Raw genomic sequence first — 14437 nt, forward strand, 5'->3', positions numbered from 1 at the left:
GGTGCAAGCTAGTTCAGCGGACGTCCGGCGATAAGGGTGGCGCAGCCATTGGTCTGTAGGTCGCCCTCAGCCGGAATAATGTGCTGGCCGCGCTCGATCGTGCCATCGGTCGGCCGGTAGGACATGTCCGTCACCGTTCCATCTTCCAGGCGCACGCGGAAAACACTGTCGACACTGGCATCGCCATAGGTGCCGCCAATGCGGCCCTCAAAGGTCATGCCCGGTTCGAACCCGGCCTGTCCCGCCGGGCCGTCCGGATCGACGGCAACGAGGACGAACTCGCCGGCCTCATTGCGTACACCTTCCATGCCGTAGACAAAGCGCGGGCGTTCAAACTGTTCGACCACACCACAGGCCCCAAAAGTCCCGGCCGGCAGAGCAATCTGCTCGCCCTGCATGATGTGGCGTTCGATCAGATCGCTGATGTCGAGCCCGGTCACGTCGCGGGTGACGGTGGCCAGCCGGCGCGCTGGCGCGCCGTCGGCGACTGTCTCGCGCAGCGCGAACATGACGTCGTCGAGATCCTGCGCACCCTCGCTATGCTCACGGATCATGTGATCGAGCAGGCCGGCGAAAACCATGCCGCGGTGATAGGCGAGGCGCTGATACTGGGCGCTGGACCAGAACCCGCCGACAATGCCGCTATTGGGCGAGCCGCGGACCGGCGAAAAGCTGTCCTCGAGCAGGGAGTCATTCCAGTTCTGGATGGCCGTGGCCGCATCCCATACCCCGCCGAGCACACCGGCGCGCTGGGTCAGGAAATCGGTGAAGCCTTCGGAGAACCAGTAATCGGCAATCTGGGCTTCCACACCGTCATTGAATCCGCCCAGACGGACCGGGTTCCAGGTGTGCACATGTTCATGCTGCAGAATGCGTAACAGGGTCATGGCTTCGCCGTTACTGGTGGCGAAGAAGGCGAAGCTGTCAGCCAGGTTGGTGCCGCCAAGGCTGGAATGCCCGGGCTGATTGGTCAGCGGCAGGGCGGTGACCAGGAAGGGTTCGCCCTGCGTACCCCAATAGCGCTGATTGGCGCGGAGCACCTCTTCAACGCCCTCGAAAAATTCTTCATCGGAGAAACCGATATCGCCGCGCATGGCGACGCGCAGGGGCGCCCCGGCAACGTCGGCTTCGGTAACCCGGAAATCACCGGCGACGATGATCGAGGTGAGGAATTCCTCCGCTGTCGGCTCGCCCTCATGCTGCAGATCGGTGATCAGCGCCCAGCTCTCGGCATTATCGCTCTGCCAGAGGCCATAGCGGTAATCATTGAGATTTTGCGGATAGGCGAACACCGTGTGACCGATCATATGGACATAGTCCTCGGTGATCACCGGACGGTAATAGTCATGGCTCTCGGCGGCCGGGTGGCCCGGGCGATCCGGCACGATGCGCCATTCCAGCGCGATACGCGCGCCCGGTTCGTGCCGAATGAGTTTCAGGCTGTCGCTCTCGCCGTCTGTCAGCTCGCCTTCGGTCAGCAGCGTCAGACCCGAGACGTTATTCCACAATTCCGGCTCGCCGCCCCATTCATTGGGCATGATGATGGCGGTCTCGCCATCCTCTTCGCCGGTGAACACCAGGCGGATGCGCACATCGGCCATCTCGCCAGCACGCGGTGTCACGTCGACGGTGTAGAGCGCCATGTCCGATGGAGCCGCCATCGGGCTGGTATGCGCTGCCAGGGCAGCCGCCAAAGCGGTGAGTATCATTGTCGTCCCCGATTGTTATCGCTTTTCGATAAATGCCTTCTCGCAGAGAAAGCCGACCGGGGCCAATTAAGCTTTGGCAAGCTTATGGTTTGGTTCGAAATCTCTGAGTTAAACCAAGACGTTTGGTGACAATCTCATCGACTTTGCGAGCCGGGAGCAGCTTCGGCAGCGTCCAATTGGTGAAGCGCTGGGGCACGATGGCGTAACGGAAGCGCGGCTTGGCGTCGGTGAAAGCGCGATAGACCCGATCGGCGATCTTGGACGGGGGAAAGCCTTTCTCGCCCATGCTCGACATGTAATTGCGAAGGCCCACCAGGGCGTCATAAAAGACCGAGTTTTCATAGCCGGAGACATCAACCTCATCCGACTTGGCCCAGATCGGGGTCGACACCGCGCCCGGACCGATGACGATGACCTGGATGCCGAAGACATTGAGTTCGCGGCGCAGCGATTTCGACAGGCCTTCCAGGCCATGTTTGGAAGCGGCATAGGGGGCGAGGAAGGGGGCACCCATTTCGCCGGCCATGGACGACATCATGACGATCCGGCCCGGCGGGCCTTCCAGCTCGAGATCAGCGCCGAGCAGCGGCCCGAAGGCCTGGGTTACGCGCAACTGGCCGGTCAGATTGATCGCGATCTGGCGTTCGAAATCCTCGATCGGGAGTTCCAGGATCGGCCCGGCGACGGCGACACCGGCATTATTGACCAGACCATTGAGGGTGCGTCCGCCCAGCGCTTCGCGGACCTGGGCGGCCGCCTTGTCGATGGCGGGCTGATCGGTGACATCCATGAAAAGCGGGGTGACGCTGTCGCCAAATGCGTCGGTCAGCCGCTTGGCATCTTCCTCTTTGCGTACGGCGGCGAAGACGTGCCATTTCTTGGCTACGAGTTTCTCGACACAGCCATAGCCGATACCGGTGGAGGCGCCGGTGACGACGGCGGTTTTCTGGGTCTTGCTCACTTGGATCTCCCTCTTTGACCGGGAAGTTAGCGCCTTTTGCCGCTTTGGCCATGGCCGCCCGGACTAGTCCTCAACAATTCCGGCACGGCGGGCGATAATCCGGTCGAGCATGCGCGCCGGCATCAGCTTGGGCAGGGTCCAGTTGTTGAACCGGTCCGGCACCACGGCATAGGCCAGGCGCGGTTCGGGCTCGGTCAGGGCGCGGAAGATGCGATCGGCGATAATCTCGGGCTTGAGACCCTTCGGGCCCATGGCGGTCAGGAAATCGCGGAATCGTGTCATCGCCGGATAAAGCGGAGAATTGTGATAGGGCGTGGCGTCAACCTCGCCGGCCTTTTCCCAGATAGGCGTCGCCACCATGCCCGGTTCGATCATGATGACCTTGATACCGTAATGCTGCAGCTCGATGCGCAGGCATTTCGACAGGCCCTCAACGGCGTGCTTGGAGGCAACATAGGGCGCCATAAAGGGTGAGCCGAGCTGTCCCGCGACCGAAGACAGCATGACGATCCGGCCCGGATCACCGGTCCGCGCCTTGTCGGTCCCCAGCAGCGGACCAAAGGCCTGGGTGACCCGCAGGACGCCGGTGACATTGATGTCCATCTGCTGCTGGAATTCCTCGATCGGCAATTCCATCGCCGGCCCGCCCATGGCGACGCCGGCATTATTGACCAGACCGTCCAGGCGTCTGCCGTCCAGGGCGTCATCGACCTGGCTTGCGGCCCGGGCAATGGAGGCGGCGTCGGTGACATCGACGATCAGCGTGGTCACGGCGTCGCCGAAGGCCGTGCTGACCTGCTCGGCCTCTGCGGCCGTCATCACCGTGGCGAAGACATGCCAGCCCTCGCTGACCAGACGCTGGGTCGTCGCCCGCCCGATACCGGATACGGTGCCGGTGATGAGCGCTGATTTCTGGTTTTCATTCATGAGCCAAGCCCTCCCGGTCCGGCACGCTAGAGTGCTGCGCAGCCATGGCCAATCCTTAAGACGGTATGAAAAGTGTCGGCAAGTTGTCAGCGGGGTGCGCCGGGGCGCGTTGACCCTGACATTTCCCGGCCTATTGTGCCACCCCGATACTTATTCTTGTTGCGTGGCGGGGCTTCACGCGACATTCCGCCGAACAAGAGACCGGCCCTCCCGGCCGATCAGAAGGAAGGGGCACCGCATGTCTTCCGAGTGGTCTGACCCGCGTCCGATGTCACCGCACCTGCAGGTGTGGCGCTGGCATGCGACGATGGCGTCTTCAATCCTGCACCGCGCGACCGGCGTGGCCAATTATGTCGGCGCTGTCGCCATCGCTGTCTGGATCATCCTGCTGGCGGTTGGCGCCGAGGCGAGCATCGGCTTCCTGTTTGAAGGCTGGATGGCCTGGGTGACCCGTTTCGGGCTGATCGCCCTGACCTATTCGGTCGCCTATCACTGGCTTAACGGCCTGCGCCACCTGGTCTGGGATTTCGGCAAGGGTTACGACGCCAAGGGCTCGAACCAGCGTTCCATCCTGATCATGATCGGCGCCGTCATTCCGACGGCACTGCTCTGGCTCAATCTGGGGAATTGATCATGTCCGATTATCGCACCCCCACTGCAAAAGTCCGCGGCCTTGGCGCCTCCGGCCATGGTGCCGGTCACTGGATCGCGCATCGCGTCTCCGCCATCGCCATGTTCCTCCTGGCCCCGGTCTTCGTCTGGATGCTGGCGACCTCGGGCGCGCCCGATCCGGATGCGACCCGCGCCTTCCTCGCCTCGCCGGCCGGCTCCATCGTCACCCTGCTGACGCTGACTGCGGCGTTGTATCACATGCGTCTGGGTATGCAGGTGATCATCGAGGACTACATCCACAAGACGGGCACGAAGGTGTTGCTTCTGGTCGGCAATACGCTGCTGACCATGGGCCTGTGGCTGGTCACCGCCTTCTTCCTGGTCAAATTCGCGCTGTAACGGACGTTTCTCATGGCTGAATACAACTGGATCGATCACACTTATGACGTGGTCGTCGTCGGCGCCGGCGGTTCCGGCCTGCGCGCCGCCCTTGGGGCCTCCCAGGCTGGTCTGAAGACCGCCTGCATCTCCAAGGTCTTCCCCACCCGCTCGCACACGGTCGCGGCCCAGGGCGGTATCTCTGCTTCGCTCGGCAATATGGGCGAGGACGACTGGCGCTGGCATATGTACGACACCGTCAAGGGCTCCGACTGGCTCGGTGACCAGGACGCGATCGAATATCTCTGCCGCAATGCGCCGGAAGCGGTGTACGAGCTCGAGCACTGGGGCGTGCCTTTCTCGCGTACCGAAGACGGCAAGATCTATCAGCGCGCCTTTGGCGGCATGACCCGCAATTTCGGTGAAGGCCCGGTGCAGCGCACCTGCGCCGCCGCCGACCGCACCGGTCACGCCATCCTGCACACGCTGTATGGTCAGTCGGTCCGCAATGAGACCGAGTTCTTCATCGAGTATTTCGCGCTCGATCTGATCATGGACGAAGACGGCGCCTGCCGCGGTATCACGGCCTGGAAGCTGGACGATGGTACGCTGCACCGTTTCCGCGCCCAGAAAGTCATCCTGGCGACCGGCGGCTATGGCCGGGCCTATTTCTCCGCCACCTCGGCCCACACCTGTACCGGTGACGGCAATGCCATGGTGCTGCGCGCGGGCCTGCCGCTGCAGGACATGGAGTTTGTCCAGTTCCACCCGACCGGCATTTACGGCGCCGGCGTTCTCATCACCGAGGGCGCGCGCGGTGAGGGCGGTTATCTGACCAACTCGGAAGGCGAGCGCTTCATGGAGCGCTATGCGCCATCGGCCAAGGACCTCGCCTCGCGCGATGTGGTCTCGCGCTCGATGACGATCGAGATCCGTGAGGGTCGCGGTGTGGGCGCCAATGGCGATCATATCCACCTCCATCTCGACCACCTCGACCCGGCCGTTCTGGCCGAGCGCCTGCCGGGCATTTCCGAAAGCGCCAAAGTCTTTGCCGGTGTCGATGTGACCAAGGCGCCGATCCCGGTCCTGCCGACGGTCCACTACAATATGGGCGGCATCCCGACCAATTATCACGGCGAGGTCCTGACCAAGACCGGCGATAATGAAGATACGATCGTGCCGGGCCTGATGGCTGTCGGCGAAGCGGCCTGTGTCTCGGTGCACGGTGCCAACCGCCTCGGTTCCAACTCCCTGATCGACCTGGTGGTCTTCGGCCGCGCGGCCGGTCTGCGCGTCGGCGAGACGGTGGAAGCCGGTGCAACGCAGAAAGAGCTCACGGCCAAGGATGGCCAGCTCTCGCTCGACCGCCTCGACAAGTTCCGCCACGCCAAGGGCGGCACGCCGACCGCGAAACTGCGCCTGGAAATGCAGCGGGCGATGCAGGAAAACTGCGCCGTCTTCCGCACCGGCGAAGTGCTCGACGAGGGCGTAGAGAAGATCAAGACGGTCTATTCCGGCCTGCCGGACGTCGCCGTCACCGACCGCACCATGGTCTGGAATACCGACCTCATGGAAACGCTGGAATTCGACAACCTCATCGCCCAGGCGGCGGTGACGGTGAATTCCGCGGCCAACCGCGAGGAAAGCCGCGGCGCGCATGCCCGCGAGGACTATCCGGATCGCAATGACGAGACGTGGATGAAGCACACCCTGGCCTGGGCCAGCGAAACGGGCGAGGTCAACATCGACTATCGCTCGGTGCATACCTACACCATGTCCAACGACATCGCTTACATCGAGCCTAAGGCCCGGGTTTACTAAGGACGAAACGCATGGTTCAGCTCACACTTCCCCGCGGTTCGCAGCCCAAGAAGGGCAAGACCTGGCCCAAGCCGGACGGCGCCAAGAATACGCGGACGTTCCGCGTCTACCGCTATGACCCGGAAGGCGAAGAGGGTCCGCGCTGGGACACTTACAAGGTCGATATGGATGATTGCGGGCCGATGGTGCTCGACGCTGTCCTGTGGATCAAAAACAATATCGACAGTTCGCTGGCTTTCCGCCGCTCCTGTCGTGAGGGCGTGTGCGGGTCCTGTTCGATGAATATCGGCGGCCGCAACACCATCGCCTGTACGTCGGGCATCGAGGACTATCAGGGCACGATCACGATCGCGCCGCTGCCGCATCAGCCGGTGGTCAAGGACCTGATTCCGGATCTGACGACCTTCTACGCCCAGCATGCGGCGGTGAAGCCCTATCTCAAGACCGATACGCCGGCTCCTGAGAAAGAGTGGCGCCAGTCGCCGGAAGAGCGCGAAGAGCTTGATGGCCTCTATGAGTGCATCATGTGCGCCTCCTGTTCGACTGCCTGCCCGTCCTATTGGTGGAATGGCGACAAATACATGGGCCCGGCGGCCCTGCTGCAGGCCTATCGCTGGCTCGCGGACAGTCGCGACGAAGCCAAGGGCGAACGCCTGGAAGAGCTCAACGACCCGTTCAAGCTCTATCGTTGCCACACCATCATGAACTGTACGCAGGTCTGCCCGAAGGGACTCAACCCGGCCAAGGCGATCGGCGAGATCAAGAAAATGATGGTCGAGCGCGAAGGCTAGAGCGCCGCGCCATACCTGACAGGAAAAGCCCCGCCGGTGAGCCGGCGGGGCTTTTTCGTATCCACCCGTATCCGCGATCCAGCGCGTTGCGCGCGGCTCAGGGGTGCCCGTTTTCCCAAGGCGCGATCTCGCACAGATCGCGCAGGCGGGCGGTCAGTTCGACATCGCTGCCCGGTTCATTGGCGGCATCAAGCGCGCGGCCGTAATGCAGCCGGTAGCGCGACCCGGCCTTGCCCATCAGCCCGTGAAAAATAGTCATGTCCTTGAGCTCTTCATTGATCTGGGCGAGGGCGTAGTAGAGCACAGGCATGCGCTGGCGGACTGAGAGCGGAATGATCGGTGCCTTGAACTTGCGAGCCAGGCTGGCTGCAGTCGGGTGCCAGACCTTGTCCTTCAGACGCCAGCCTTTCCAATGCCATTCCGACATCCGGCCGGACGGGAAGACGACAATACACTTGCCGGCTTTGAATTCGGCAAAGGCGCGCTTGAGCAATTCCCGCGACTGGCTGCGATTGCGCTCATCCTCGCGCCACTCCACCGGGATAATGCGTTCTTCCAGGCCCGGGCAGACCTTGAGCGCGTCGCGGTTGGCGAAGAAGACCGTGTCGGGGCGTTTGGCCTTGATGGAGTCCCACAGGGCCAGACCATCGGCGATGCCGCCGGGATGATTGGCCACGATGACGCAGGCCCCTTCCGCCGGCACCCGGTCCAGCCCCAGGGTCTCGACATTGAGATGCAGGTAATCGGCGGTCCAGTTCAGGCAATCGGTGCCGGAGAGCTCGGCGATCTGGTCGACCATCCACACCGCTTTCTTATAGCCCAGCAGCGGATAGCCGATCGTCTTGATCAGCGGCCAGAACGGCGTGTGGATCAGTTTCGGGGCGCGGTCCTCGATCAGCTCATCGACGATATGCTTGGATCGGACGGCGACGGAATCAGTCTCAGTCATGCGTTGAGAGAACTCCCAAGCGGCGCCCGAGGCAATCGCGAAAAGCTTGCTGCAGGCGCGAAGGGTTAACGGGCCTTTACCACTTGGCCCGCCGTTTGCGATGCGGTGGTCAGGTATTAACCGACTGTTCATGATCGGGACGCGCCATGACCCTGACTGACACTGCCCCAGCCGGCACCTTGCGTAAGCTGCCCAATAAACGCGCCAGCCTGGTCGATGACCTGGCCGCTGATTTTCTTGGCCTGGTGGTCAAGCCGGGAGATCGAAGCCTGCAACTGGGTCAGTCCGTTCTGGGAACCACCTGTCTGAAAAACGGCGCCTTCCATGAGTGTGTGGGGGATAAGGCTGCGGTCTCAGCCCTGCGGTCCGATTGCCACAGCCGCAAGGTCGACACCCCGCGTCTGAGCCTGCCCAGCCGGGCCGGGGAAAGTGCAACAGCGCAGGATCTCGATCTGGCCATTGTCGGCGGCGGGACCGGTTTTGCGCTGCTGGCCTCGAACTGGCGCGATATCTCGCAGCGTCTCAAGCTGGGCGGTGTTCTGATGCTGAGCGAGTGCAGCCGCGGTGCTGTCGCACGCCTTGCGGATGCCCTTTACACGGACCCGGCCTGGGCGTTTCAGGACATGATCGGGGGCGATATTGCTGTCTACCGCAAGGTCAGGCTGATCGCCGATGACGTGCCGGAAGAGCGGATGAACCCCGCCGTTGAACCGGCAGTGTCCGAGGTTCCGCAGGAGCAGCCGGGGCTGCTTTCCGGTGTGCTTCGTACCTTGTTCCGGGCCTCGCCGCGGCCGCGCAGCGTGCGCTCCGGGCGCGGATAATGACCGCAATCGGAGCTGCGGCTGTCCCCACTGTGTGATGTCGCAAAATTTTCATGAATTTAGTACGTGACGGTCATGGTTACGACGTAACCGGATCGCCATGACGACGCGTCTTGCCCTGTCCGGATTTTCGGCCCTGTCGCACCCGGTCCGTCTGGCCTTGTTCCAGGCCCTGTGCCGGCGTGCGCCTGAACGCGTCCCTGCCGGAGAGCTGGCGGAGGGGTTTGATGTGCCGCCCTCAACCATGACCGGGCATCTTCGTGCCCTCGAGCGGGCCGGTTTGATCCGCTCTGAGCGCCGGTCGCGCTTCATGCTCTACTCGCTCGATAGCGAGGGATCGCAGCGTTTCATCCGCTATCTTATCGAGGATTGCTGCGCCAACCGGACCGATATTTGCGGCGGTCTGCCGGCTCCATCTGATTCAACCGATCTGCAGCACGCCTCATGAGAGATACACCCTATTCGGTGCTGTTTTTATGCACCGCCAATTCTGCCCGCTCGATCCTTGCGGAAGCCATTCTGGCGCGCCAGGCCGGCTCGCGCTTCATGTCTCTCTCGGCCGGTTCCCAGCCGAGGGGTCAGATCCACCCGCTTGCGCTCAACCTGTTGCAGCAGAAGGGCTACGACATTTCCGGTTTTCGTTCGAAAAGCTGGGACGAGTTCGATGAAAGCCAGATGGCCAACGGGGTCGACTTTGTCTTCACCGTCTGTGACAGCGCCGCAGCGGAGGTTTGCCCGGTCTGGCCGGGGCATCCGCTGACCGCGCATTGGGGCATTGCGGACCCGGCCGCGGCCTCCGGGTCCGAGGCCGAGCAGCGTCTGGCCTTTGTAACCGCCTATAACCAGCTCAAGGCCCGGATCGACGCCTTCATCGCCCTGCCCGATCTCGGTATCGACCGGCTGGCCCTGAAGGCCAAGTTGCAGGATATCGGCCGTCTCTGACGCGCCCGGGGGGAAATGGCATGATCAAGAAACTGGCGGCTGAGGCCATCGGCACGGCCTTCTTGCTGGTTGCTGTGGTGGGAAGCGGCATCATGGCCGAGACCCTGACCGGGGATGACGCCCTTGCCCTGCTGGCTAATGCCATTGCGACGGGTGCGGCCCTTTATGTGCTGATTACCACGCTCGGCCCGGTGTCCGGTGCGCATTTCAATCCGGCGGTGACGCTCGCCATGGCAATCTGCCGGCGTATCCCGGCTGGCGAGGGCCTCGCTTATGTGGCCGTGCAGATCATTGCGGGCGTGCTCGGCGTCTGGTTGACGCATTTCATGTTCGAGGCCGACATTGTCCAACTGTCGATGAAGGCCCGTGCCGGCTGGCCCCAGCTGGGGTCCGAGGTGTTGGCGACGTTCGGCCTGGTCTTCTTCATCTTCATGGCGGTGCGCTATCGCGGCGAGGCGGTCGCGGCGACCGTGGCGCTGTACATCACGGGCGCCTATTGGTTCACCGCCTCGACGAGTTTTGCCAATCCGGCGGTGACCATCGCCCGCTCCCTGACGGACACATTCTCCGGTATCGCCCCGGGAGACGCGCCTGGCTTCATCGCCGCCCAACTGGCCGGCGCCGTGATTGCGGCTGGTGTGGCCAGCTGGCTGATCCGGGAAAACTAGATCAATTGCATTGATGTGCTGCCGGCGCGGGGCCGTGTCGGCGGGCGGGTGAGCGAGGACGTAAGTCCCGCGCGCCGTGGATCGTGCCGGCAGCACAGCAACAACGCAGGCGGGTCCGTGCATCCGTCGCCCGGCAAGATGAAAGCTTGGTAGGGCTTCGCACAAAAGAAAACGCCCGGCCGCGATGGCCGGGCGTTTCCCTGAAATGTGCTGCCGTGGATTAGAACGGCAGGGAGAAGGAAACGGAGACCGTGTCGCCTTCGGCGTAGTCACGATCGCTCGTTGCTTCATAGGTGAAGGCCAGCGAACCGCCATTCTCGAGCGGCACCGACATGGAGCCGGCGAACTCGAGCCAGTTGGTGTCCAGCTTGCCGTCGCCATTGGCGAAGACGGCAACACCCGGAGCGGCGCTGAAGGATGCGCTGAAGAGCTCGGTGCTGTCGCCCAGCTCCTTGGCGTAACCGGCATACATGCCCAGCATCACACCGCTACCGGCGTCGAAGGAGTAGGCACCGCCGACGCGGGTGATCAGGCTTTCATAGGACCGGCCGTCAATGTCCAGACCGCCCACGAGAGAGGTGGTGCTGGTGGCATCGAATTCCGTCTCGCTATAGCTCAGGCCTGCGATGGCAGCGAGGTTGTAATTCGCTTCCGGCAGGATGTCGTAGCGGAAGGAACCGTCGATGCCGAAGCCGTCCGCATCGTAACGTGCAGCGCTGGTGGTCGTTGCGCCGACATTGACGAGGCGGGTGCTTTCGCTTTCGTGCTGGCTGGCGTGCAGGGCGACAGAGGCGTGCACACGATCCTGATCGTAGGACAGGAAGGCCGTGTACTGCTCGGTTTCCACGCTGTTGTCGGTGGAGCCGAAGGTCGCGCCCATGATGTTGTCACTGTCGGCAAAGCCGAGAGCGACACCGGCACGCAGATTGTGGCCGATGCTGGCGTCGAAGCCGACGACGACATAATCGCCTTCGATTTCGCCGTCAGAGGCGCCCGGCAGGGTCTCGCCGGAGCCGTTGACCAGGCCGAAGGAACCGAAGACACGCATGTCGCGATCATCGCCATGCGCGCCATGGCCTTCCTTGGCCGAAGCCGCCATGGCCAGACCGGCCAGTTCCGGGTTCAGGGCCAGGCCATTGGCCTGCTTGGCCGATGCCATTACCGAGTTCACACCGCCGGTGGCGCTGTTGAAGTCACCGATATGGTTGCGCAGGGCACGGCTCAGCGTGTCGGTGTGCAGGCGTGCGGAGCGATCAAACAGCACCGATTCCCACGGAGACAGGCTGTTGAGGCTGCTCAGCAGCGTGTCGCCCGACATCAGGTCGAGACCACCATAGATATCCTCCAGAGCCGCATAATCGGTGTCGCGCGCTGCGTGCAGCTGCTCAGCCAGATTGGCCTGGAAGAAGTTGGTGAAGGTTGCTTCGGTCGAGTACGGCAGGGCGTTCAGGGTTACACCCGTGGTCGAGGCGCCATAGCTCATCACCGGGGTCAGTACGCCCGGCAGGTCGGAGACAGCGGCGAAGGTGCCGATGCCGATGCCGGAAGCGGTGATGATCTCGAAGCTGTCACCATAACGCGGCGTGTAGCCGGCGACCGGGTTCAGGATCAGTGCGCCATTGAGCGAGTAATCGCCATCGATCAGCAGGTTGTCCGAGGTGTTGCCCGGACCGATATCGGCCATCAGGACACCACCGGAGGACTGAACATAGTCACCGATGATTTCCAGCGTGCCGGTCGCGCCGATTGCGCCGGCATTGACCATGCCGCCGATGTTGAAGAGCGTGCCGGACTGGGAGACGCCGTTACCGAACAGGAGGTTGGTCTCGAACAGGTCAAGCTGGCCGGAGCCCGTCAGCGTACCGCCCCAGAGCACGACTTCGCGCGTGCCGAGCAGGCCGTCGACATTGAGCAGGCCGTCGAAGACCTCAACATTGATCATCGACAGGATGGTCGAGGTGTCGAGGATGTCGAGGGCTGCGCCGTCACCGCGGATGTTCAGCTTGTCGATCTCCACAAAGGGCAGGTCCGCGGTGGTGGTGCCGTCTGCGTCGAGGGTGACCTCGAAGAACTGCGCCACAGCCGAACCGAAGCCGTAATTATTGTCCGGAACGAAGTCGGTGGAACCCGGACCCGTAGCAGCGCCGCGATTGCCGGTGCTGCTGGACTGACCAGCCCAGCCGCCAGCCGGAGCTTCGGCAACGCCGGCATCGGCGACAAAGCCGGTGGCGACGAAGTCAGTAAAGACGCCCGGAGTGCCGTCCTGGACCGGAGCCTTGCCGGCAATACCGGCCGCCGTATTGGCTGCAGCGCCGGTGCCCGTTCCAACGACCAGGCCGTTGGCGGCGTCATTGGCGATGATGTCACCGGACAGGGTCTGAAAACCACCCGGGGCAACAGAACTGTCGGCAACGGCGAAGCCATTGGCCTTCTGGCTGTCGAGCGGTTCCTGCGGTGCCAGGCCGCCGGAGGTCGTGAAGTCCTCAACCGGCGTATCGAAGGCGATACCTTCCTGCGGACCGGTGCCGCCGACACCCGGTTCCGGACCGGTCGGCAGACCGTTCACGATATTGCCGGAGCCATCATAGATGAAATAGTTCGGATCCATGGTCTGGATCCAGTGCGTCGCGTCCGACCAATTGCCGTCGCCCGCATTCGCCGAGACGTATTTGTACGGGTTATTCTCGGAGATGAACTGGTGGAAGTTGAACAGCGGGTTGTAGTAGCTGACCTCGCCATAGGTTTGACCGGCCGAGTGGAAGAAGCCGCCAACGAAACCACCGGAGAGCACGCCGAGGATGAGCGGGCTGTCATGGATGTTCATGGCCATGAGCGGGCCGCCGGAGTCACCGCCGGCCGTTGCCACTTCATTATCCAGGGCATCGCCCGGGAAATAGTCAATGCTCGGGCTCGGCAGGAGCAGCGTGTCGCCGTCGATGAAGCCGCCATCGAAACCGTTATTGTCGTCGCAGACGATGGAGTTGGTTGCGCCGAGCAGGAACGGGTCGGGCCCGCGCACACAGGTGCCGGTGCGGCCCGGAAGGTCGAAATCGGTCCAGTAGAGGGACTGATTGCTGGTTGCCGGGGCGTTGTAGAGCGCGTTCTGGGCCAGTGCGTTGAAGAAGTCGTTCTGCGATCCCATCATGCCCAGCATGTTCTCACCGGCGCGGCGCAGGCCGTTAATGCCGCCGGCATCGGTCGAGCCCGGGTGGAAGGTGCCGTAGCCGATCTGGTTGACGAGAACGCCGGCGTCGAAGACGTCGGTCGGGATCGGGCTGAACAGCATGCCATAGGTCGGCAGGGTGTAGAGCGGATCCTGAAGCGCCAGGAGGGTGACGTCAGCGCCCGGGAAGTCCTCAACACCGAACTGGCCGTCCGGATGGTTCATCGTGTCGACGGCAAAGGTCAGGCCCTGCGTGTCGGAGAGGAATTGCTGCCCCGTCCCGATCCAGTTGAACAGTGCGTCAAACGTATCCTCGCCATAGGCGATGATCGGAACCGCCGACTGACCGAAGCCATAGGTGCTGTCCGGCTGGCTGTTGAAACAGTGGGCCGCGGAGATCACCGTGCGCGCATTCACCAGGGAACCGGTACAGTTGAAGAAAATGCTGCCGGAGCCTTGGTCCCAGTAGAAAATCTGGACCACGCCGTCCCAGCCCTGGGCAAAGGCCTGGGCGCCGCTATCACCGACATCATCGCGGAACGGAATGGCTTCAGCCGGGGCCGCCGTCATGGCGGTGACACCCGCCAGGGCCAGCACCATGGCGGATGTGGTCGAGGTCAGCGTCTTTTTGAACGCTGAGGTTGCGGTTTCGAGTTTCATCAGAGGTCCCCTCCTTGAGCAAACACGGAGCGAGC

General features: G+C 62.9%; 13 protein-coding genes. 8 read left to right on the forward strand and 5 right to left on the reverse strand.

The features are described from left to right. Positions 1-8: 8 nt before the first annotated feature. The 3 genes from Q1V57_RS01160 to Q1V57_RS01170 form a co-directional block, all read right to left on the reverse strand. Complete coding sequence (locus tag Q1V57_RS01160) at positions 9-1709, reverse strand: hypothetical protein (RefSeq protein WP_300526995.1); 1701 nt, start codon at positions 1707-1709, stop codon at positions 9-11. An 82-nt stretch (positions 1710-1791) separates the two neighbouring features. Further along, complete coding sequence (locus Q1V57_RS01165; RefSeq protein ID WP_300526997.1) at positions 1792-2670, reverse strand: SDR family oxidoreductase; 879 nt, start codon at positions 2668-2670, stop codon at positions 1792-1794. A gap of 63 nt (positions 2671-2733) precedes the next feature. Further along, positions 2734-3597 (reverse strand): SDR family oxidoreductase, encoded by an 864-nt coding sequence (locus tag Q1V57_RS01170; protein ID WP_300526998.1) that lies wholly within the window; start codon positions 3595-3597, stop codon positions 2734-2736. Positions 3598-3835: 238 nt separating this feature from the next. On the opposite strand from Q1V57_RS01170, the gene sdhC reads away from it, so the two are divergent. The 4 genes from sdhC to Q1V57_RS01190 are packed head-to-tail and all read left to right on the forward strand — an operon-like array spanning position 3836 to position 7199. Beyond that, a complete protein-coding gene (sdhC, locus tag Q1V57_RS01175) occupies positions 3836-4228 on the forward strand; it encodes a succinate dehydrogenase, cytochrome b556 subunit (protein ID WP_300526999.1) in 393 nt (130 codons plus the stop codon). A gap of 2 nt (positions 4229-4230) precedes the next feature. Beyond that, positions 4231-4608: a succinate dehydrogenase, hydrophobic membrane anchor protein gene (sdhD, locus tag Q1V57_RS01180; RefSeq protein ID WP_300527001.1), complete on the forward strand. Its 378-nt coding sequence runs from the start codon at positions 4231-4233 to the stop codon at positions 4606-4608. A gap of 12 nt (positions 4609-4620) precedes the next feature. Continuing rightward, positions 4621-6408 (forward strand): succinate dehydrogenase flavoprotein subunit, encoded by a 1788-nt coding sequence (gene sdhA / locus Q1V57_RS01185; protein ID WP_300527003.1) that lies wholly within the window; start codon positions 4621-4623, stop codon positions 6406-6408. An 11-nt stretch (positions 6409-6419) separates the two neighbouring features. Continuing rightward, positions 6420-7199, forward strand: coding sequence for a succinate dehydrogenase iron-sulfur subunit (locus tag Q1V57_RS01190; RefSeq protein WP_300527004.1), 780 nt, complete (start codon positions 6420-6422; stop codon positions 7197-7199). Between the two features lie 97 nt (positions 7200-7296). Here Q1V57_RS01190 and Q1V57_RS01195 read toward each other — a convergent pair whose 3' ends face one another. After that, positions 7297-8148 (reverse strand): 1-acyl-sn-glycerol-3-phosphate acyltransferase, encoded by an 852-nt coding sequence (locus tag Q1V57_RS01195; RefSeq protein ID WP_300527005.1) that lies wholly within the window; start codon positions 8146-8148, stop codon positions 7297-7299. 146 nt (positions 8149-8294) lie between these two features. Here Q1V57_RS01195 and Q1V57_RS01200 point away from each other — a divergent pair, with 146 nt between their 5' ends. The 4 genes from Q1V57_RS01200 (at position 8295) to Q1V57_RS01215 (ending at position 10579) form a co-directional block, all read left to right on the forward strand. Next, positions 8295-8969, forward strand: a complete 675-nt coding sequence (locus Q1V57_RS01200; RefSeq protein ID WP_300527007.1) for a hypothetical protein — start codon at positions 8295-8297, stop codon at positions 8967-8969. A 100-nt stretch (positions 8970-9069) separates the two neighbouring features. Continuing rightward, positions 9070-9417 (forward strand): helix-turn-helix transcriptional regulator, encoded by a 348-nt coding sequence (locus tag Q1V57_RS01205; protein WP_300527008.1) that lies wholly within the window; start codon positions 9070-9072, stop codon positions 9415-9417. Continuing rightward, positions 9414-9911, forward strand: coding sequence for an arsenate reductase ArsC (locus Q1V57_RS01210; protein ID WP_300527010.1), 498 nt, complete (start codon positions 9414-9416; stop codon positions 9909-9911). Before Q1V57_RS01205 ends, Q1V57_RS01210 begins: the two co-directional genes overlap by 4 nt. Positions 9912-9931: 20 nt before the next feature. After that, positions 9932-10579: an aquaporin gene (locus tag Q1V57_RS01215; protein ID WP_300527020.1), complete on the forward strand. Its 648-nt coding sequence runs from the start codon at positions 9932-9934 to the stop codon at positions 10577-10579. Positions 10580-10799: 220 nt separating this feature from the next. Here Q1V57_RS01215 and Q1V57_RS01220 read toward each other — a convergent pair whose 3' ends face one another. Continuing rightward, positions 10800-14402, reverse strand: a complete 3603-nt coding sequence (locus tag Q1V57_RS01220; RefSeq protein ID WP_300527021.1) for an autotransporter domain-containing protein — start codon at positions 14400-14402, stop codon at positions 10800-10802. Positions 14403-14437: the final 35 nt, after the last annotated feature.

The sequence above is a fragment of the Maricaulis sp. genome, from assembly GCF_030149425.1.
Classification (GTDB): Bacteria; Pseudomonadota; Alphaproteobacteria; order Caulobacterales; family Maricaulaceae; genus Maricaulis.

Bases quoted from the DNA above. Each gene is read 5' to 3' on its own strand.
- Q1V57_RS01160 (WP_300526995.1), bottom strand. From the start codon at position 1,709: ATGATACTCACCGCTTTGGCGGCTGCCCTGGCAGCGCATACCAGCCCG.
- Q1V57_RS01170 (WP_300526998.1), bottom strand. From the start codon at position 3,597: ATGAATGAAAACCAGAAATCAGCGCTCATCACCGGCACCGTATCCGGT.
- sdhC (WP_300526999.1), top strand. From the start codon at position 3,836: ATGTCTTCCGAGTGGTCTGACCCGCGTCCGATGTCACCGCACCTGCAG.
- sdhD (WP_300527001.1), top strand. From the start codon at position 4,231: ATGTCCGATTATCGCACCCCCACTGCAAAAGTCCGCGGCCTTGGCGCC.
- sdhA (WP_300527003.1), top strand. From the start codon at position 4,621: ATGGCTGAATACAACTGGATCGATCACACTTATGACGTGGTCGTCGTC.
- Q1V57_RS01190 (WP_300527004.1), top strand. From the start codon at position 6,420: ATGGTTCAGCTCACACTTCCCCGCGGTTCGCAGCCCAAGAAGGGCAAG.
- Q1V57_RS01195 (WP_300527005.1), bottom strand. From the start codon at position 8,148: ATGACTGAGACTGATTCCGTCGCCGTCCGATCCAAGCATATCGTCGAT.
- Q1V57_RS01200 (WP_300527007.1), top strand. From the start codon at position 8,295: ATGACCCTGACTGACACTGCCCCAGCCGGCACCTTGCGTAAGCTGCCC.
- Q1V57_RS01205 (WP_300527008.1), top strand. From the start codon at position 9,070: ATGACGACGCGTCTTGCCCTGTCCGGATTTTCGGCCCTGTCGCACCCG.
- Q1V57_RS01210 (WP_300527010.1), top strand. From the start codon at position 9,414: ATGAGAGATACACCCTATTCGGTGCTGTTTTTATGCACCGCCAATTCT.
- Q1V57_RS01215 (WP_300527020.1), top strand. From the start codon at position 9,932: ATGATCAAGAAACTGGCGGCTGAGGCCATCGGCACGGCCTTCTTGCTG.
- Q1V57_RS01220 (WP_300527021.1), bottom strand. From the start codon at position 14,402: ATGAAACTCGAAACCGCAACCTCAGCGTTCAAAAAGACGCTGACCTCG.